A 19,616-nucleotide genomic window follows, 5' to 3' on the forward strand; every position below is an offset into this window, starting at 1 on the left:
GGGGGGGGGGGGGGGGGGGCCGCCGGGGGGGGGGGGGGCGGGGTGGGGCGCGCGGTCCAGGTCGGCGGCGAGCAGTTCGAAGTCGTCGGCGTCCTCGGGCGGGCGGCGGCGCGACGGGCGCTGCGGCGGGGTCTCGCCCTGGCGCAGCGCGTCGACCAGGGCGTGCAGGTCGGCCTCGCCGTGCGCGGCGGTACGGCGCAGGGCGGCGACGCGGTCGGAGACCGAGCGGGCGGCACGGTCGGCGGCCACGGCGGCGATGAGGACGGCGGCGACGGTCACGGTGACCGCTCCGGCGAGCACGGCCCACAGCATGGGCCCGGTGCGGGCGCCGGAGGACCGGATGCTGAACAGAACGGCGGCGGCGGCGCTGAGGGCGACCGCGACGGGCGGCAGCACGGCGAGCCGCATGAGCTGGGGCCGTATGTGCGTCTCGGGCAGTGCGGGAGTGGGTCGGGCGACCGGTCGCCCGTGCCGTCCGCCCTCCCGGCGGTCGGCACGGCCGGCCGGTGCTCGGAGGTGAGACATCTGGATCCTCGTACTTGTCCGTCGGGCTGCCATGCGGCCACTGACAGTAGTCGCCTCCCCCTCATGTGCGGGGGGCAGTTGACAAAGTCCCGCAGGATTGGTCCCGCTCTGGTATGAGTCCTCGCACAAGAGCCCGATACCCCAGCGACGCAAGGGAATTGAAGTGGAAGGAGATCGGTACGACTCGCACACGACCGGTCATGGCGACGCGAGGGGAATCCGTCGGCCGACCCGGCAATTCACTACGGAGAGTATCCACTTTGGCCAACGGTGGCCGTCTCGATCAGGTAGTCGACGACGCCGGTGTGACCGCCCAGGTGCGTTTCGCTCGTGACGAGCCGGTCGAGGAGATCCTCGAAGCGGGTGGCGGGATTCGAAGTAGGGGGCGGCCATGGCCAGGAGAGTGGGGAGCAGGTCCGTGAGGGCGGTGTGCGGATGGGTGGACCTCGACCTGATAGACGTCTGTCGTTCGCGGTCACGCAGGTGGAGAGCGCCACAGCGCCGAAGGTGCGTCCGTGCGGGACAAGCGCTGGTTGGGGGCTTCGTCACGACTCACCGTTGTCCAGCGCCTCGTTGTCAGCCGATGGCGGTGAGGGCGAGGGCGGTCAGGATGAGGCCGCAGGCGGCCACTGTCAGGGCGGTCCGGACGATATATGTTCCGCGCACACGCGGTTGTGGGGCTGGGCCGAAGGAGCAGCAGGGCTTTCTCGGGTGCCGGCCGGCCAGGTCCAGCCAGTAGGCGCCCAGGAGGCGGGTGGAGCTCGTTTCGTCATCCACGTGCTGGCCAACGGCGGCGCGGTGGACGGGTTGCGGTGGTGGGTCCCGTCGGCACCGGACCGTGATCTCGCATAGCTGCCGGGCATCTGCCAACACCCCGTCCGCCGACGGGTACGGCGCCAGGCGTGCGCGCTGCCGCCGCAGGTCTCCGGCAGGCTGGAAGGGCCGGCCTGGAACAGGGAACACTCGCGCTCCGTGCTCTCCGGCTCCTTCCCCCGGCCGGGTAGCCCGGGGGTGCGATGGCCCCGGGCTACCCGACCCTCCTGTGCAGCGGGAGCGTTGCGCTACCTGGCGCCGTGGATGGCCTGGGGATCTGTGGCCGGGAGGGCGGGACCGGCTGTCATGGCGGCGGGGGGCGGCGTCACGTAGACCGGGGTGGGGTCGGGTTCGGGTGCGCACGTCTTGGCGATGACGCCTTTGCCCGCGGGGAGGCTGCCGTCTCGCAGGTAGGCGGTGAAGGTGTCGTCCAGGCAGGCGTTGCCGTGGAAGAGGATCTCGTGGAAGCTGCCGCCGTTCTGGACGACCAGTTTGGATCCGGGCAGTGCCTTGTGCATGGCGAGGCCGCCCTGGTAGGGGGTGGCGGCGTCCTCTGTGGCCTGGAAGAGCAGCACGGGCGGCAGGCCCTTGCCGGTGATCTTCAGCCGGCCGGCCGGGTTGCCCTGGTAGGGCCAGAACATGCAGGCGGCGTTGTACCACATGTTGTTGTAGGTGTAGAAGGGCGCGACGGCGTTGACCTTGGCCTGGTCCCTCTTCCAGAACTCCCAGTCGCGCGGCCAGTTGTTCTCGGTGCACTGGACCGCGTTGTAGGCCGGAAAGGTGCCGTCGTCGGCACCCGGGGCGGCATAGCGGTTGTAGGCGCTCTGCAGCGGGCGGGTGTCGTTCTTGGTGAGGTAGGCCGACAGTACGGTTGCCATCTGCGGCCAGCGCAGGAAGTTGTATCCGCCACCGTAGAAGGTGTCCTCGAACTCCGCGGGGCCGATCTTGCCGGGGGCCGGGGCGGCGGCTACCGGGCTGGTCCGCAGCGCGGCTTCGACCTGGTAGTACTTCTGCTCCACGGTGGCAGCGTCCGTGCCCAGGTGGTAGACCGAGTCGGCCTTGGCGGTCCATGCAGCGAACGCGTCGAACCGGCGCTGGTGTTCCTTGTCCTGCAGGATGTTGTGGTCGTACCAGCTGATGGTGGGGCCGACGATGCTGTCGAGCACCATCCGGCGCACGTGCGCAGGGAAGAGCTGGCCGTACGTCGAGCCCAGCGAGGTGCCCCACGAGCCGCCGTAGAAATTGATCTTCTGGACGCCGAGCGCCCGCCGGATGCTGTCCATGTCGCGCGCGTTGTCGACGGTGGTCATGTGCGGCAGGAACCAGCTCCAGTTCGCGGCGCAGTCGGCGGCATACCCGGCCGACTTCTCCAGCCATGCCTGCGACGTGCCCTGGCTGACCTGGTAGTCGGGCCGCTCGGCGTCGAAGTAGTGCGCGTCGCAGGTGACGTGGGGTTCGCTGGCGTTGGTGCCGCGGGGGTCGAAGCCGATCCAGTCGTAGGCCGAGGCGACGTCCTGGGGAACCTTTCCGGAGATGTAGGCGGGCATCCACAGACCGGAGTCGCCGGGGCCGCCGGGATTCAGCAGGATGGGCCCCTGCCGTCTGCTCCTGGGCGCGGTGGCCGGGAGCCGGTTCACCTTGATCTTGATCTTGGCGCCGTTCGGGTGCGTGTAGTCCAGCGGCACTTCGAGCATGGCGCACTGCAGTGCGGGAGTGGTCGCGTCGTGACAGGAGGTCCAGGCGAGCTTGCCTTGACCGGTGTCCTGGGGCGCCGGCGAGGAGGCGGCGGAGACAGGTGTGATGCCCGCGCAGACTCCGCCGATGGCGGCGACGGCCGAGAGCAGGACTCTAGCTTTTGTCATGGAGGCATCATGTGCCATGTGCAATATCACATACCACCCTTGGAGTGGGCGTTACTCAACTGTGACTCGCCAGCCCGGCGGTCGCGGCGCCGCGGTGGCGGCATGGCGGGAGCTGGTCGTCCGGACGGGACGCCTGGCCTGGCAGACCGCGTGCGTGGCGATGGGCCGTGTGCCTGGGGAGGAGTATTCGGCCGTCAGTGTGCCGCCGGGGAGACGTCACCCATGCACAACTCGGCGTTATGGCTGGTGTGTCGAGGAGTTCCGGTGGACGGCCGCCGCCCATGGGTCACCGGCCTCTTCCGCACGCCACCCGGACCGGGCGGACGGCCCGCGAGGCCGAGCGCGGTCCAGTGGGCGACGCCTGTCCCGCGGCAATCCCAGCCGCACATAACCGAATTGAGGCTGTGCGAGCCGTGGACTGATCCTCTACGCTCACCGGCGTCTCGTGGTGGCGGGAGCACCGCGCGACACACACGCGCTCTGATGCCCAGGAGGCATGTGCTGCTCCCCCGCGCCAGCCTGCTCGTGGCCGCCATGGCGGCGGCGGTTCTCACCGGCGGCACACCCGGCGTTGCCGTCCCGTGACCGGCAGGGCCTCCGCGCTCGCCACCGACGCCCCTCTCGATGCCGCCGAGTTCGGCGCCACCTGCGCGTACGGCGTCCACGGTCCGGTCTCCCGTCGCTTCTCCGTGGCCCGCGCCGGGCATCCACCACCGGTGATCGTCGCCCCGGACGGCACAGCCGAGCACCTGTCGCGGACGCGGCATCGACCACGGACTGGAGCGGCTGCGCTCCGCATGAGCAGCGACCGCGTCCGCGTCCGGGACATCCCCCTGACTGGCGAGCGAGCTGGTCACCCATGCGATCCGCTACGCACACCCACCCATCCGGCTCAGGCCGATCCGCGACCGGACGCTCGGCGGACTACCCGACCGGCTCCATGTCTCCTGCTCCCTTGGCCCACAGGGAACGCACATGCCCGAGGTGGCGGCCCATGCACTTCTCGGCGCCCTTCGCGTCGCCCGCCACCATCAGGTCGAGGAGTTCGATGTGCTCCTCGGCCGACGGGATCAGCTGGCCGCGCTCGTCCAGGGCGGTCAACCCGTACAGGCGCGACCGTTTGCGCAGGTCGCCGACCGTCTCGACGAGCCGGTCGTTGCCGCCGAGCGCGAGCAGGGAGAGATGGAACCGGCGGTCGGCCTCCAGATAGCCGATGAGGTCGTGCTCCCGCGCGGCGCGCACGATCTCCTCGGCGACCGGGCGCAGCGCCTCCAGGTCCGCACGGGTGGCGCTGCCGGTGATCCGGCCGACCATGGGAACCTCGATCAGCCTGCGGATCTCGGTGTACTGGTCGAGGTCGCGTTCGTTGACCTCGGTGACGCGGAAGCCCTTGTTGCGGACGGGCTCGACGAGGCCCTCCCGGGCCAGGTCGAGCATCGCCTCGCGCACCGGTGTCGCGGAGATACCGAAGTCCTCCGCGAGACCGGGCGCCGAGTAGACCTCGCCAGGGCGCAGTTCGCCGGAGATCAGCGCGGCGCGCAGGGCGTGGGCGACCTGGTCGCGCAGCCGCTCCCTGGTGGTGATGAGGTTGCGCTGCTTGAGGTGGCCCATGGTGGGGTGTTTCCCTTCGTGCCCTGCTGTCCTCGTGGCCGAGCGGATCACCAGCGTACAATGTCACGTTGTCACCGCGGGTGCCGGTGCGGCTCAGGTGCCGGCGGGTGCCAGTGTGTAGGTGCGGCCCGAGGTGTAGAACGCCAGGGCGGCGCGTCCCTGCTCACGCGGGCCGTGGCTGGAGGCCTTGGCTCCGCCGAAGGGCAGGTGGAAGTCCACGCCGGTGGAGGGGGCGTTGACGCGGATCATGCCGGTGTCGAGGTGATCGAGCCCGTGCAGTGCCGCGTCGAGCGAGGCGGTGTGCACCGAGGTGACCAGGCCGTACGGGACGGAGTTGGTGATCCGGACCGCGTGCCCCAGGTCGTCGGCGGGCAGCAGCGCGGCCAGCGGTCCGAAGACCTCATCGCGCAGCAGCCGGCAGCCGGGCGGCACCTTCTCGACCAGTGCGGGTGCCGCGTACCAGCCGTCCGTCCCGTCGGGGACGGCGGCGGCCGCGATGACCGGCAGACCCTCCCGCGCCCGGATGACCCGGTCGCGTGCCTTCTCGTCGATGACCGGTCCGCACACCGTGGCCGGGTCGGCCGGGTCGCCCACCGGGAGTGCTCGCAACGCCTCGGCGAGGGCCTCGCGCAGCGGGTCGTGGGCGGCGCCGACCGCGATCACCCGGCTGGTGGCGGTGCACTTCTGCCCGGCGTATCCGGCGATCGCGGCGGCGATGTGCGCGGCGGCCCCGGGGATGTGCGCGTCGGGCAGGACGATGGCCGCGTTCAGCCCGCCCATCTCGGCCTGCACGGGGACACCCCGCGCGGTGGCGGTGCGGGCGACCGCCTGGCCGACGGCGGTGGAGCCGGTGAAGGAGACCACGTCGGCGGCGGAGATCAGGGCGTTGCCCTCGGTGGGTCCGCCGGGCAGCACGGTGAAGACCCCGGCGGGTACGGCCCGCTGGACGATCTCGGCCAGTCGCTGGGCGCACGCGGTGGCCTCCGGTGCCGGCTTCAGGACCACGGTGTTGCCCGTCGCCAGCGCCGGGGCCGCCTTCCAGCTGGGGATCGCGAAGGGGAAGTTCCACGGAGTGATCAGGGCCGCGACTCCGTGCGGGCGGCGTCGGGTCAGCAGGAGCCCCACACCGTCGGCCGCCTCGTGAACGGCACCCGTGGACTCGAAGGGGGCCTGGGCGTAGTACCGCCAGATGGCGGCGGTGCGGGCCACTTCGGCCCGAGCCTCGGTGACCGGCTTGCCGACCTCGCGCACGGCGAGGGCGGCCAGTTCGTCCGCCGCGGAGTCGATGGCGGCGGCGACGGCACCGAGCGCGGCCGCGCGTGCGCTCGCGCCGCTCAGAAACCAGCCGGGCTGGGCGGCGCGGGCCCGCTCCACGACGCCGGCGGCGGTGAACGCCCCCGGGGCGGCGACCTGCACCAGGATGTCGGAGGGGTCGGCCGGGTTGCGTGAGACCACTGGGGCCAGAGCGGTGGTCACAGGAGGAATCCTCCGGGGAAGGGGTCGTCCGGGTCGAGGAAGTACTGGGCGGTGCCGGTGATCCAGGCACGTCCGGTGATGCTGGGAATGACGGCGGGGATCCCGCCGACCTCGGTCTCCGCCAGGAGCCGGCCGGTGAACTCGGTGCCGATGAAGGACTCGTTGACGAAGTCCTGGTGCAGCGGCAGAGCACCACGGGCGTGGAGCTGGGCCATCCGTGCGGATGTGCCGGTGCCGCACGGGGAGCGGTCGAACCAGCCCGGGTGGATGGCCATGGCGTGGCGGGAGCGCTGTGCGTCGGAGCCGGGCGCGGCGAGGTAGACGTGCTTGAGCCCGGCGATCTCCGGCTGCACCGGATGGACGGGGCGGTCCGGGGAGGCGTTGATCGCGTCCATGACGGCGAGTCCCGCCGCCAGCAGGTCGTCCTTGCGGGACCGGTCGAACGGCAGCCCCAGCGCGTCGAGTTCGACGAAGGCGTAGAAGTTCCCGCCGAAGGCGAGGTCGTACGTCACCGTCCCGTGGCCGGGTACGTCCACCTTGCGGTCGAGGCCGACGCTGAAGGCGGGGACGTTGGTGAGCGTGACCGCTTTCGCCGCCCCGTCCTCGACGTGTACGTCGACGGAGACGAGCCCCGCCGGGGTGTCGAGGCGGACGGTGGTGACCGGTTCGGTGACGGTGACCATGCCGGTCTCGACGAGCACGGTGGCCACGCCGATGGTGCCGTGCCCGCACATGGGGAGCAGGCCGGACACCTCGATGTACAGCACGCCGACATCGGCGTCCGGGCGGGTCGGCGGCTGGAGGATCGCGCCGCTCATGGCGGCGTGGCCGCGCGGCTCGTACATCAGGAGCGTGCGCAGGTGGTCCAGGTGCTCGATGAAGTGGAGCCTGCGCTCGGCCATGGTGGCGCCGGGGATCACCCCGACACCTCCGGTGATCACGCGCGTGGGCATGCCCTCGGTGTGCGAGTCGACGGCGTGGAAGACATGGCGAGTACGCACGAACGTCCTTTCACGGTGGGGTGACGGGCCGGTTCAGTGGTGTCCCTGGGCGATGGCCTTCTCGGTGGCGGCGCGCACGCCGGCCTCGATCTCGGCGGTGAGCGGGGAGCGGGGCGGGCGGGTGGGGCCGCCGATGCGGCCGGCGATGTCCATGGAGAGCTTGATCGACTGCACGAACTCGGTCCTGGAGTCCCAGCGCAGCAGCGGGTGCAGCGACCGGTAGAGGGGCAGCGCCGTCTCCAGGTCTCCGGCGGTGGCGGCGTGGTAGAGCTGGGCGCAGGTGGCGGGGAAGGCGTTCGGGTACCCCGCGATCCAGCCGACGGCGCCGGCGATCGCGAGCTCCAGCAGGACGTCGTCCGCACCGATCAGCAGGTCGAGCCCGGGGGCCAGTTCGGCGATCTCGTACGCCCTGCGCACATCGCCGGTGAACTCCTTGACCGCGACCACACTTCCGTCGGCGTGGAGGCGGGCGAGCAGAGCCGGGTGCAGGTCCACCTTCGTGTCGACCGGGTTGTTGTACGCGACGACCGGCACGCCCACCCGGGCGACCTCGGCGTAGTGGGCGCGTACGGCCTGCTCGTCGGCGCGGTAGGCGTTCGGCGGCAGCAGCAGCACGGAACCGCAGCCCGACTCGGCCGCCTGCTCGGTCCACAGCCGGGCCTCGGCGCTGCCGTAGGCGGCGACCCCGGGCATCACCCGGGCACCGTCGCCCGCGGCTTCGACGGCGGTCCGCACGACGCGGGCGCGCTCCTCGGCGGTGAGGGTCTGGTACTCGCCGAGCGAGCCGTTGGGGACCACTCCGTCGCACCCGTTGTCGATCAGCCAGCGGACGTGCTCGGCGTAGGCGTCGTAGTCGACCGAGAGGTCCGCGCGCAGCGGGAGCGCGGTGGCGACCATGATGCCGCGCCAGGGACGGTCGGGGTTCCACGAGGTGGAGGTCATTGTCGCGTCGACCTTTCTATAGTGTGTGACATTTTACAGTCGGATGCACAACGGCGTCCATGGAGAGGAGCCCGCGCGGTCAGTCACCCGCCTCGCTCTCGCCCGGCTCGTCGAGCGAGGCGAGCGCTCCCAGGGGTACAGGCACCGCGAGGGGGCGGCGCTCGGCGGACCGCGGTACTCCCCCGTCCCCGCCTGCCGCGAGACAGGCCACGGCCGCCCCGCAGACCCGGCCCTGGCACCAGCCCATACCCGCGCGCGTGAGGAGCTTGACCGTACGGGCGTCGCGAGCGCCGAAGTCGGTGACGGCCTCCTGGATGCGGCCGGCGGTCACCTCCTCGCAGCGGCATACGTCCGTGTCGCCCGTGAGCCAGTCGGTCCAGCCGGGGGCGGGGGCGTGCGCGGCGGCCATGGCGTCGGCGAATGCTCGCATCCGGTCGCGGCGGCGGCGCAGCTCCCGGGCCCGGCGGGCGTCGGTGAGGAGCGGTGTCCCGCGCAGCCGGGCGGCCACCGCGAGACCCGCCAACTCGCCCTCGGCGCGCGCGAGTTGTGCGCCGCCGATGCCGCCGGTCTCGCCGGCCGCCCAGATGCCGGGGACGGAGGTCTGCTGCAGGTCGTCCAGAACGAGGGCGCAGCTCGCGTCGGGTGTTTCCCGGGTTGCGCAGCCCAGCGAGGTCGCCAGTTCGATCTGCGGGACCAGCCCGTGTCCCACGGCGAGCGCGTCGCACGCGATCCGCCGGCTCGTGCCCGATACCGGCCGCCACCGCGAGTCGACGCGGGAGACGGTCACGGCCTCCACGCGGTCGGTGCCGTGCACCCGCGTGACCGCACTGCGGGTACGCAGCCGTACCCGGTGCCGCAGCAGGGCCGTGCCGTGGACCGCGGCCTCGGCGAGCTTGCTCGGGTTGCCGACCAGGGCACGCGGATGACGGACGTACCCGAGGTAGCCGGACGCCTCGACGACGGCGGGGACGCGCGCGCCGGCCGCGGCGAGCGAAGAGGCGACGGCGAGCAGCAGCGGCCCGCTGCCCGCGACGACGATCCGCCTGCCGGGCAGCGCGAGCCCGGACTTGAGCATCGCCTGGGCTCCCCCGGCGCCCACCACTCCGGGCACCGTCCAGCCCGGAAACGGCAGCTGCCGCTCGTAGGCGCCGGTCGCCAGCAGGATCGCGCGGGCCCGCACCCGGACCGGGCACCTCCCGTCGCCGTCGGCACCGGTGAGGGCGTGCACGGCCCACACTCCGTCGCCCTCGCTCACCACGGTCCAGACGTGATGACCGAGGAGGCTTTCGGCGTCGCTTGCCTCCAGGCGCCGGCGCAGGTCCGCGAAGGCGGCCCAGTCGTGGTGGAGCGCCTGCGGCCGTTCGGCTCGCAGGGCCGGGGCGGGGTGCCGGTAGAACTGGCCGCCGATCTGCGCCGAGGCATCCAGCACGGCGACGGACAAGCCCCGTTCCGCCGCGGTGACGGCACCGGCGAGCCCGGCGCAGCCCGCGCCGATCACCGCCAGGTCGTACGGTTCAGACGCCGAGCTCGGCATGGCCGTCTCCCTCCTGGGTGATGATCGCGTCGCCGGGGCGTGCGGGAAGCAGGCAGGCCCTCCGGTTGGGCTCGCCGTTGACGGTGGCCAGGCAGTCGTAACACTGCCCGATGCCGCAGAACGCTCCGCGTGGGCGACCGCCGCCCCGTGTGGTGCGCCAGGCGACGATGCCCGCTCCCCACAGGGCCGCGGCGACGGACTGCCCGGGCAGCGCGGTGACGGTACGACCGTCGACGGTGATCTCGAACGACGGACCGGGCTGCGCCCCGACCAGTTCACCAGGGGTACGGGCCACTGCGGCCTCCTCTCTGAGGACGACGACGTTCAGGCGGCGGACAGGAAGCGGTCGGGCCGGAACGGGCGGACGTCCACGGGGAGTTCACCGCCGGCGAGCAGCCGGGCGATGAGCAGGCCCGTGGCCGGAGCCAGCCCGATGCCCGCGCCTTCGTGACCGCAGGCGTGCAGCAGTCCGGGCACGCGGGGATCGGCGCCGATCGCCGGCAGGTGATCGGGAAGATAGGGGCGGAAGCCGGCGTAGGTCCGCATGGCCCGCACCCCGGCCAGTACCGGGAACAGTGCGGTGGCGCCCGCGGCGAGGCGGCGCAGGACCTCGGTCGACAGCGTGCGGTCGAAGCCCACCCGCTCACGGCTCGCGCCGATCAGCACCGGGCCCGCCGGGGTGCCCTCCACCACGGCCGAGGTCTGCAGCGCGGCCGATCCGCTCGCCACGTCGGCGACGTAGTCCGCGGCGTACACCTTGTGCCGCACCACCCGCGGCAGCGGTTCGGTGACGAGGACGAAGCCGCGGCGCGGCAGGACGGGCAGCTCCACACCCGCGTGCCGGGCCAGCTCGCCGCCCCAGACTCCGGCCGCGTTCACCACGTACGGGGCGTGCAGGTCTCCGCTCGCCGCCCGCACACCGGTCACCTCGCCCTTCGCGTCCGTAAGGATCTCCGTGACATCCTCACCGAGGCGGAGCCGCGCGCCGGAGGCGCGCAGCAGGTGGGCGGCGGCGAGGGCGGGCTGGACCTGGGCGTCCTGCGGGTAGTGGAAGCCGCCCGCCAGTCCGGGCGCCAGGTGCGGCTCGAAGTCGGTGAGCCGGTCGGCCGGGACCTCCTCCGCCTCGACGCCCGCCTTCTCCTGCCCGGCCGCGAAGTCCCGCAGCGCCTCCATCCCCGCCGCACCGGAGGCGACGACCAGGCCGCCCTTGGCCTCGTACTCGGCCTCCCGCGGGAGCGGGTCGGCCAACTCCCGCCACAACCGCGTCGAGAGCAAGGCGAGTTCGAGCTCGGGACCGGGCTCCTTGTCGGAGACCAGGAGGTTGCCCTCGCCCGCGCCGGTGGTCCCGCCCGCGACGGGGCCGCGGTCCAGCACGGTGACCGAAAGACCGGCGCGGGTGGCGTAGTAGGCGCAGGCCGCGCCGACGACTCCCGCTCCGACGACGATCACGTCCGAGGAGTTTCTCTTGAGCACGGCTGTAATATTTCACATTGCACCGAGCGTTGCCAAGGGTGGCTCCCGACCGATCGCCGAACCCGCACGGTGGTGCGAACGCCACCCCGGCGCGCTGCGGCTGCCGGAGTGGGCCGCGTACCCGTGGGGCTACTGCTTGGTGATCGAGATGTCGTCATGCAGGGCGCCGCTGCTCTTGACGTCGATCCGGACACCGGTGCCGGGATCGGTGAAGGACTGCCCGGGCCGGAACGCGGCCATGTCCAGTGATGCGCAGCCCGTGGGAGCGGTGGCACCGGGGTTTCCGTTGACCACCTGGACCGGACCGTTGCCGGTCTGGGTGGACGAATCCACCTTGTAGATGAGTACGCCGCTCGAACAGGCCGTGGCGTCGGCGCCGACCGCCTTGCGGGATTCGGCGACGTAGGCGGTGGTCTCGCCGGTCCGTATCACGGCGATCTTGGTACCGCCCGGGCTTTCGACGGCCTTCAGGCGCACGGTGCGGCTGCCGGCCTGGTTGAGGCAGGCGACCTGGTCGTCGTCGATCCAGCCGAACTTCCAGCGCTCCCAGCCCACATGCTGCGGCGAGGGTCCGGCGATGTCGCCCATCAGGTCCCAGCCGCGCACGTACTGGTGGGTGTCGCCCGTGAAGGAGTACAGGTCGGGCAGCCCGAAGGTGTGGCTGGTCTCGTGGTCGGCGACCTTGAAGCCCCAGTGCCACATGTCCTGGCCGAATGTCACCGCCCACTTGATGCGCTTGCCGTCGACGTCGATGCCGGGGGTGGCGGGGTCGTACAGGTAGGTCGGGGAGAAGCTGATCGCCGTGGCGGCCTTGTTGGCGACGATGTAGAGCATGTCGTACGCGGAGAAGTCGGCATACGGTTCAGCGGCCTTGACGGCCTGGCTCACGTACAGCTCGTGCTGTGCGAAGGTGATGCCCCGCTGGAAGCCGTAGGTGGTGGAGTCCTGCGGCATCCGCACCCAGCGCTTCAACGGGGTGATGCCGAGCTTGAGCCGGCCGTAGGAGTCCTCGCGCATCCAGTCGGGCGCTCCGGCGAGTTCCTTGTAGTAGGCGGTGGTGGAGTCCGTGGCCTGGGCGTCGGGGAAGTCGACGAACAGCATCAGCACGCGCTTGGTGCCGAGGGGCTGCTGGAACTGGGTGTAGTCGGTGTTGTGCCCCTCATCGGTCCAGCCCGTCCCGCCGGCCAGGGCGCAGTCGGAGGCCGGGGTGCCGCCGGCGGCCGGGAGGTGCGAGGCGGCAGCCGCGGGGGTGGCTCCCACCAGGGGGATGAGCACGCTGAGCGCGACGCCGAGCGGCCGGACCCTGTGTCTGGTCGTGGACATGTGTCTCCTTGCCTTCCTCTCGGGGCGGCGACCGGACGTCAGGACCGTCCGGCCGCCATGTCCATCAGGCGGGCCAGGACGCGGTCACCCGAGGCGGTGACACCGTCGTGCTCCCACTCGTTGGTGACCCAGGCGCGCAGCCCGCCGACCGAGCGCGCGGTCCGCAACGACAGGTCCGCGTCCACGTACATGTCGTCGTGGTAGATCACTGCGGCCACCGGGACGCGGTTGGCAGCCAGCCTCGGCGGGTCGTAGAGCGGGGGCCAGTCGGACCGCTCGGCGAGCAACTCGACCGCCTCCGCGAAAGGGCGCAGTCCCGCGATCTCCGCGAACATCCAGGGATAGAACATCTCACCGGTGAACAGCAGCGGATCGGCGTCCTCGTCGAACTCCGGGAAGGCGGCCATGACGCGGGCGGCTGCCCAGCCGGTGGGGGTCTTCCCCTGCCCGAAGACGGATTCCTGCAAGACGGCGAAGAGCGGGTTGTCGGCGAAGGCCGTCAGATTCATCACCTGGTACAGGAAGGTCGGCGAGAGCTCGCCGTCAGGGGCGGTGGCCTCGTCCAGCAACCAGTGCAGGCGTTCGGAGCCGTCGCCCATCCCCAGCATCAGGCCCAGTGTGCGGAACCGGCGCACGGTGAGCCGGTCGCCGTCGGGCAGGCGGACGGTGTGCCGGTCGAGCAGGTCGGCGATCTGCCGGACCAGCCGGCGGTCGCCGGGGTAGCGGTCGTAGTGGGCGGCCACTTTGCCGCCGACCCGCGGATAGGTCGCGGTGTACACGGCGTCGGCGGTGGCGTCCAGTCCGGGCAGACCGCCGGTGACGTAGCAGGCACGCAGCCCTTCGGGAGCCCGGGAGAGATACGTCAGGGTGATGAAGCCGCCGTAGCTCTGGCCGAGCGTCTCCCACGGCTCGTCACCACACAGCTGATGCCGTATCAGTTCCGCGTCCGCGGTGATCGAGTCGGCGCGGAAGAAGGAGAGATGGCCGGCCAGCTCCCGGGCGGAGGAGAACCGCTCGGCCGACCGGGCCGTGACCGGACTGCTGCGGCCGGTGCCGCGCTGGTCCAGGAGCAGCACCCGGTGGGTTTTCAGGGCACGGGCCAGCCAGCCGGAGGTGGCGTTCGACGGCCGCGGCGACTTGCCTCCCGGGCCACCCTGAAGATAGAGCAGCCAGGGCAGCTTCCGCCCGGCCAGAGCCGGGTCGACCAGCTCGCGCGCGAAGACCTGGATGGAGGGTCCGGCCGGATCGGCATGGTCGAGCGGCACGGTGAGGACATGATCGGTCACGGCCAGACCAGGCAGGCGGTAGGTGCGGGTCATGGGGTTCCTTCGTCGGTCAACGGCTCGGGAAGGTGGCAGGCGACTTCCTGGCCCGGAGCGATCAGCCGCAGTGCCGGCCGCTCGGCGGCGCAGATCCCGGCCGCCTTGGGGCAGCGGGTCCGGAACGGGCAGCCGCTGGGCGGATTCAGCGGACTGGGCAGGTCCCCGCGGAGCACGATGCGCTCGCGGACTCGTTCGGCGTCCGGGTCGGGCAGGGGAACCGCCGACAGCAGGGCATGGGTGTAGGGGTGCGCGGCGTGGGCGAACAGCGTGTCGCGGCCGGCCGTCTCCACCACGGTGCCCAGGTACATGACGGCGATGCGGGTGCTGATCTGGCGGACGGCGCCCAGGTCGTGTGCGATGAAGACATAGGCGAGCCCGAAATCGTCCTGGAGGTCCTGGAGCAGGTTGAGGATCTGTGCCTGCACGGACACGTCGAGGGCGGAGACGGGCTCGTCGCAGACCACCAGTTTCGGCCGCAGTGCCAGTGCCCGGGCGATACCGATGCGCTGGGCCTGGCCGCCGGAGAACTCGTGCGGATGACGGTCGGCGTGTTCGGGCCGCAGGCCGACCCGCTCCAGCAGGTGCTCCACCGGCTGGTCGGGGGCGAGCCCCTGGTAACGGAACGGAGCGGTCAGGATCTGCCTGACCGTCTTGCGGGGGTTGAGCGACGAGAACGGATCCTGGAAGATCATCTGGAGGTCCCGGCGGACCGGTCGCATCGCGGCCTCGTCCAGCTGGTCCAGTTCCCGGCCGGCCATGCGGATCGTGCCGGCGGTGGGCTCGACCAGACGGGTGATCAACCGGGCGACCGTCGACTTGCCGCAGCCCGACTCGCCGACCACGCCGAGCGTTTCCCCGGCGTCCACCCGCAGGGACACCCCGTCAACGGCCGCGACATGGCCGGCCAGCCGCCGGGTCAGGCCGTGCCGCACCGGGAAGCGCTTGACCAGGTCCTGGACTTCGAGCAGCGGCGCCGTCACGGCGTCACCTCCGGTGTGCCGGGCGATGCCTGTTCCACGACGGGTGCCTGCAAGGTGGGCAGACGGTGCGGCAGCGCTCCGTCGACGCGCGGCACACAGGCGAGCAGCCCCTTGGTGTAGGTGTCCCGCGGCCGGTAGAACACCTCGCGGACCGCGCCGCGTTCGACCGCACGGCCGCCGTACATCACGACGACCTGGTCCGCCAGTCCGGCGACCACACCCATGTCGTGGGTGATGAGCATGATCGCCGTGCCGGACTGTTCCCGCAGCTCCCGGAGCAGCTCCAGGATCTGGGCCTGCACGGTGACGTCGAGCGCGGTGGTCGGCTCGTCGGCGATGAGCAGGTCGGGTTCCAGACAGAGCGCCATGGCGATCATCACCCGCTGCCGCATGCCGCCGGAGAACTCGTGAGGGTAGGCGCGGGCGCGCCGCTCGGGCTCCGGAATGCCGACCCGGTCCAGCATCCGCACCGCGACGCGATGCGCCTCGCGGCGGCCGGCCCCGCGGTGCGCCCGGTACGCCTCGGCGATCTGGAACGCCACCGGGTAGTAGGGGTTCAGACAGGACAGGGGATCCTGGAAGATCATCGCGATCCGGTCCCCGCGCAGTCTGCGCAGGGCGCGCCGGCCCATACCGGTGACGTTCTGCCCGTCGAACCGGATCTCCCCGCTGACCCGGGCATCCGGCAGCAGACCCATGATCGCGAGGCTGGTGACGGACTTTCCGCTGCCCGACTCGCCGACCACGCCGAGCACCGCCCCGGCCTCCAGGTCCAGGTCCAGCCCGTCCACGGCACGTACCCCGGAATCGAAGTCAACGGTCAGCTCACGTACGGTCAGCAAGGTCATCCCACGGCCCTCACCCTCGGGTCCAGGACCGCGTAGACCAGGTCCACCAGGACGTTGGCGAGCACCACGAAGCCCGCGGCGAACAGCGTCACGCCCAGGATCACCGGCTGGTCCGCGCTGTTGATCGAGTCGGCCGCGAGCTTGCCCACGCCGGGCAGGCCGAACACCGACTCGGTGATGAGCGCGCCGCCGAGCAGCGCACCGATGTCCATCCCGAAGATCGTCACAATGGGCATGAGCGCCGGGCGCAGTGCGTGGCGCCGCAGCACGACCGCCTCGGGCAGGCCCTTGGCGCGGGCGGTGCGGACGTAGTTCTGACCGAGGCTGTCGAGCATCTCGCCGCGTGTGATCCGGGCGTAGACGCCGGCGTAGAGCATCGCCAGCGTGATCCAGGGCATGAGCAGCGACTGGGCCCAGCCGACCGGGTCGGCGCCGACCGGGACGAAGTGCGGATAGGGCAACACCCCGAGCCTGACGACGAGCAGGTACTGCAGCACCAGCGCGGTGAAGTAGATCGGCAGTGAGACGCCGCCGAGGGCGGCCGCCATCGCCGTCCGGTCCCAGACGCTGCCGCGGCGCAGAGCGGACACCACGCCCGCCGCGACGCCGACCGCCAGCCAGAGCACCGCCGCGCCCGCCGCGATCGAGACGCTGATCGGCAGCCGGTCCGTCAGCAACTGCCATACGGGCTGATGGGTCTGGAAGCTGAAGCCCATGCAGGGGAACGGGCACTGCACCGCTTGTGCCCCGGTGCCGTAGGTCCGGCCGGCGAAGATGCCGAAGAGATAGTCGCGGAACTGCACGAGCAGCGAGTGGTTCAGGCCGAGGGTGGTGCGGATCTGTGCGATCCGCTCCGGGCTGCAGGCCTTGCCGCAGGCCCCCTGCGCGGGATCGGCCGGCATCAGGTAGAAGATCGCGAAGGTGGCAGCGCAGATCACCAGGAGGATCGTCGCCGTCGCGGCCAGCCTGCGGAGCGCATAGAGGATCATCGGCGCTTGCTCCGGGGGTCGAGGGCGTCCCGGACGGCGTCGCCCAGGACGTTGAACGCGAGGACGGTGACGAACAGGAAGGCGCCGGGGACCAGGAAGTAGACGGGGTCGGCCGCGTACCAGGGCACGGCGGAGGCGATCATCTGGCCCCATGACGGGGTCGGCGGCACCACCCCGACGCCGAGGAAGGACAGGCCCGCCTCCGTGGCGATGTAGCTCGGGATCGACATGGTCGCCACCACGAGGACCGGCCCGGTCAGGTTGGGCAGCACCTCCCGCACCAGCAGGGCGCGCCGGGAGGCGCCGAGCACCCGCGCGGCGGCCACGAACTCCCCGCGGGCCAGCACCATCGCCTGTCCGCGCACGATGCGCCCGACGTAGGGCCAGCCGAAGAAGCCGAGCACGACCACCAGGAGCAGTTGCCGGTTCACACCGGGCGCGGCGGAGATCAGCGCGATCATGAAGATCAAGCTGGGGAACGACATCAGCAGGTCCATCAGCCTGCCGATCACAGCGTCGGTCCAGCCGCCGAAGAAGCCGGCGGCCAGTCCGAGCGCCGTGCCCAGCACCAGCGACATGGCGGTGGCGAGTACCGCGATCAGCAGCGAGACCCGTGCGCCGTAGACGACACGTGCCAGGATGTCCCGGCCGCTGACAGGCTCGACTCCCAGCCAGTGCCTGCTGCTGATCCCGCCCGCCACGCCGCGCGGCAGCCCGCCGAGCGCCGGGTCCACCGCGTCACTGTGGAACTCCGTGGGCGAGGTGCCGACGGCCCAGGCGATCAAGGGGGCCGCGAGCGCGAGTGACACCAGTGCGACGACCACCGCGAGCGCGGCCGCCGCGGACGGCTGCGCCAGCAGCCGCCGCACCGAGGATGCTTCCTGTCGTCCGGAACGACGTGTCGTGCCGGACGCCACCGAGGTGGAGAGCGTCGTGGTCACTTGCGCAGCCCCAGTGAGACCAGGTCCAGACGTCCGACCCAGGCGATGTGGCCGTAGGCCCCTGCGACGTTCGGCCCGACGAGGACGGGTGCCTTGTCCCACAGGAAGGGCACGACGGGTACGTCCCGCATGATGTCCTTGGCCAACTGCCCGTAAGCGGTCGCGGCGGCGGCCGGGTCCTTCATCCTGGCGATCCGGTCCAGCCGTGCGTTGACCTCGGCGGAATCGTACTGCGCGTAGTTGTTGTTGCCCTGCGCGGTGATCTGCCGTCCGTCGAAGACGATCGGCAGGTAGGTGGAGGCACCGGGCCAGTCGGACGACCAGCCGGCGATCACCAGGTCGTGCTCCTGGGAGGTGTTGCCCACCGTGCTGTAGAACGCCGACGTCGCGATCGCGTTGATGTGCACCGTGATGCCGACCCGGGCCAGGGACGCCTGCACCGCCTCGGCCTGCGCCTTGCCCGTGGTGGTCGCCGGAGCGTCGAGGGTGAGGGTGATGCCCGAAGCATGGCCGGCCGCGGCGAGCAGCGCCTTCGCCTTGGCCGGATCCCCCTTGTCGCCCGGGCTCGGGTAGGGATCGTCGGCGGCGAAGCCCGGCGTCGACGGCGGCAGCAGAGTGGTGGCGATGTCCCCGGCGACCGGTCCGCCGCGAGCGGTGCGGAGCGCGTCCTTGTCGAGGGCGTACGCGATCGCCTGCCGCACCCGGATGTCGTCCAGCGGCTTGTGCTTGGTGTTGATGCTGAGATACCGGGTGTTGATCGAGCCGCCTATGACCAGTCGCCGGTGAAGTGCCGGGTCGCCCATCACCGGTCCGACGGAGGCCGCCGTGATCGGCTCGAACCCCACCGCGTCGGCGTCCTGTCCCACACCGGCGATGAGCCGCTGGTCGATCACCGCCGGATCCAGGTTGAGATCCATCACGATCCGGTCCGGGAGCGCCTTGCGCACCGAGTCGGTGGCGGGACTCCAGTGCGTGTTGCGGACCAGCGTGAGCTCCTTCTTGAGCTCGAACTCCGCGATCTTGTAGGGGCCGGAGGAGAAGGGCCTGGAGTCGTAGGCGACACCGGTGTCCTTGTCCGCCGGTACGGGAGCGAACATCGGCAACGACACAGCGGAGCCGAAGTCGGCCACCGGGCGGTTCAGTTGGAAGACGATCGTCCTGTCGTCGGGGGTTTCGATCGAAGCGATCCCGGACTTGTCCTTGGCGGGGCCCTTGTATGCGGCGCCGCCCGCCAGCCACATGCGGGCGTACGGCGGCCCTTCGGGCAGCTCCGCCTCGAATGTCCGCTCGACCCCGTACTTGATGTCCTTGCTGGTGATGGGCCGGCCGTCCTCGTACTTCACGCCGGCCTTGAGCGTGAAGGTCCAGGTCCTCGCCCCGTTGCCGGGTCGCCCGAGGTCTGTCGCCAGGTCGGGCACGATCTTGCCCCCGGCCTGGCCCGGCGCCGCCGCGAAGGTCGTCAGCGTCCGGTAGACGAGGCGGCCCACGTCCTCGGACGAAGTGACGTAGTTGCGGGCCGGGTCGAGGTGCTCCAGGTCCAGGGGCGACAGCACGTACAGCGTGCCGCCCCTGCCCGCCGCCCTGCCCTGCCCGCCGCCGTCGCCGTGGCCGGCTCCCCCGCAGCCGGCCACGGCGACGAGTCCGAGGGCCGCCGTCATGACCAGCCCGGCTCGTCTTGTTCTCACAGCGGACTCCCTTTGCCATGTGACATATCACAGGTGTGGAAGGAAGGCTGACCGGTGTCCGCCCTCTTCGGGGAGCCCTCATCTCCCCATAACATGAGGTTATGGGCCAGGGGGTACGGCGCCGCCCTGCGCACACCGCCGGCTCCAGCACCGTGCCGCAACCATGAGAGGGGCCAACCCCATCGAGGGTTCGTCCGGCATCAGCAGGCGTGGCCGTCGACCGGGGCCCGGCACGGCACAGTCCTTTCCCTGTCAGCGCTGTGCGCGACTCATCGTCACGACCCGCAGGGC

General features: G+C 71.5%; 15 protein-coding genes and 2 pseudogenes. 1 reads left to right on the top strand and 16 read right to left on the bottom strand.

What is annotated here, in order from left to right; genetic code table 11:
- Positions 1–525, bottom strand: a pseudogene (locus ABT171_RS36640) (hypothetical protein); the annotation flags it as partial.
- A 1,061-nt stretch (positions 526–1,586) separates the two neighbouring features.
- Entirely contained in the window at positions 1,587–3,200 is a 1,614-nt protein-coding gene (locus tag ABT171_RS36645; RefSeq protein WP_351250736.1) for an alpha/beta hydrolase, read from the bottom strand.
- 581 nt (positions 3,201–3,781) lie between these two features.
- Between ABT171_RS36645 and ABT171_RS36650 the strand changes: the two are divergent.
- A pseudogene (locus ABT171_RS36650) lies at positions 3,782–3,961 on the top strand (SpoIIE family protein phosphatase); the annotation flags it as partial.
- A gap of 163 nt (positions 3,962–4,124) precedes the next feature.
- On the opposite strand, the gene ABT171_RS36655 reads toward ABT171_RS36650, so the two are convergent.
- The 14 genes from ABT171_RS36655 to ABT171_RS36720 form a co-directional block, all read right to left on the bottom strand.
- Positions 4,125–4,811, bottom strand: coding sequence for a GntR family transcriptional regulator (locus tag ABT171_RS36655; protein ID WP_351250737.1), 687 nt, complete (start codon positions 4,809–4,811; stop codon positions 4,125–4,127).
- A 93-nt stretch (positions 4,812–4,904) separates the two neighbouring features.
- Positions 4,905–6,287 carry an aldehyde dehydrogenase family protein gene (locus ABT171_RS36660; RefSeq protein ID WP_351250738.1) on the bottom strand — a complete coding sequence of 461 codons (1,383 nt, stop codon included), beginning with the start codon at positions 6,285–6,287 and terminating at the stop codon, positions 4,905–4,907.
- Positions 6,284–7,288, bottom strand: coding sequence for a proline racemase family protein (locus ABT171_RS36665; RefSeq protein WP_351250739.1), 1,005 nt, complete (start codon positions 7,286–7,288; stop codon positions 6,284–6,286). Before ABT171_RS36665 ends, ABT171_RS36660 begins: the two co-directional genes overlap by 4 nt.
- A 33-nt stretch (positions 7,289–7,321) precedes the next feature.
- Positions 7,322–8,230 carry a dihydrodipicolinate synthase family protein gene (locus ABT171_RS36670; RefSeq protein WP_351250740.1) on the bottom strand — a complete coding sequence of 303 codons (909 nt, stop codon included), beginning with the start codon at positions 8,228–8,230 and terminating at the stop codon, positions 7,322–7,324.
- A gap of 79 nt (positions 8,231–8,309) precedes the next feature.
- Entirely contained in the window at positions 8,310–9,764 is a 1,455-nt protein-coding gene (locus tag ABT171_RS36675; RefSeq protein WP_351250741.1) for an FAD-dependent oxidoreductase, read from the bottom strand.
- A complete protein-coding gene (locus ABT171_RS36680; protein WP_351250742.1) occupies positions 9,745–10,059 on the bottom strand; it encodes a (2Fe-2S)-binding protein in 315 nt (104 codons plus the stop codon). The genes ABT171_RS36675 and ABT171_RS36680 overlap by 20 nt, the downstream gene beginning before the upstream one ends.
- Before the next feature lie 29 nt (positions 10,060–10,088).
- Positions 10,089–11,237 (bottom strand): NAD(P)/FAD-dependent oxidoreductase, encoded by a 1,149-nt coding sequence (locus ABT171_RS36685; RefSeq protein ID WP_351250743.1) that lies wholly within the window; start codon positions 11,235–11,237, stop codon positions 10,089–10,091.
- 129 nt (positions 11,238–11,366) lie between these two features.
- Positions 11,367–12,560, bottom strand: a complete 1,194-nt coding sequence (locus tag ABT171_RS36690; protein ID WP_351250744.1) for a M6 family metalloprotease domain-containing protein — start codon at positions 12,558–12,560, stop codon at positions 11,367–11,369.
- 38 nt (positions 12,561–12,598) lie between these two features.
- Entirely contained in the window at positions 12,599–13,879 is a 1,281-nt protein-coding gene (locus tag ABT171_RS36695; RefSeq protein WP_351250745.1) for an alpha/beta fold hydrolase, read from the bottom strand.
- On the bottom strand, positions 13,876–14,862 hold the full coding sequence (locus ABT171_RS36700; RefSeq protein WP_351250746.1) for an ABC transporter ATP-binding protein: 987 nt from the start codon (positions 14,860–14,862) through the stop codon (positions 13,876–13,878). Before ABT171_RS36700 ends, ABT171_RS36695 begins: the two co-directional genes overlap by 4 nt.
- On the bottom strand, positions 14,859–15,710 hold the full coding sequence (locus tag ABT171_RS36705; protein ID WP_351250747.1) for an ABC transporter ATP-binding protein: 852 nt from the start codon (positions 15,708–15,710) through the stop codon (positions 14,859–14,861). The genes ABT171_RS36700 and ABT171_RS36705 overlap by 4 nt, the downstream gene beginning before the upstream one ends.
- Complete coding sequence (locus ABT171_RS36710; RefSeq protein ID WP_351250748.1) at positions 15,707–16,699, bottom strand: ABC transporter permease; 993 nt, start codon at positions 16,697–16,699, stop codon at positions 15,707–15,709. Before ABT171_RS36710 ends, ABT171_RS36705 begins: the two co-directional genes overlap by 4 nt.
- On the bottom strand, positions 16,696–17,682 hold the full coding sequence (locus ABT171_RS36715; RefSeq protein ID WP_503078216.1) for an ABC transporter permease: 987 nt from the start codon (positions 17,680–17,682) through the stop codon (positions 16,696–16,698). The genes ABT171_RS36710 and ABT171_RS36715 overlap by 4 nt, the downstream gene beginning before the upstream one ends.
- Positions 17,637–19,325: an ABC transporter substrate-binding protein gene (locus tag ABT171_RS36720; protein ID WP_351250750.1), complete on the bottom strand. Its 1,689-nt coding sequence runs from the start codon at positions 19,323–19,325 to the stop codon at positions 17,637–17,639. Before ABT171_RS36720 ends, ABT171_RS36715 begins: the two co-directional genes overlap by 46 nt.
- Positions 19,326–19,616 lie beyond the last annotated feature (291 nt).

It is taken from the genome of Streptomyces sp. NPDC001851, from assembly GCF_040297165.1.
In the GTDB taxonomy this organism is placed as follows: domain Bacteria; phylum Actinomycetota; class Actinomycetes; order Streptomycetales; family Streptomycetaceae; genus Streptomyces.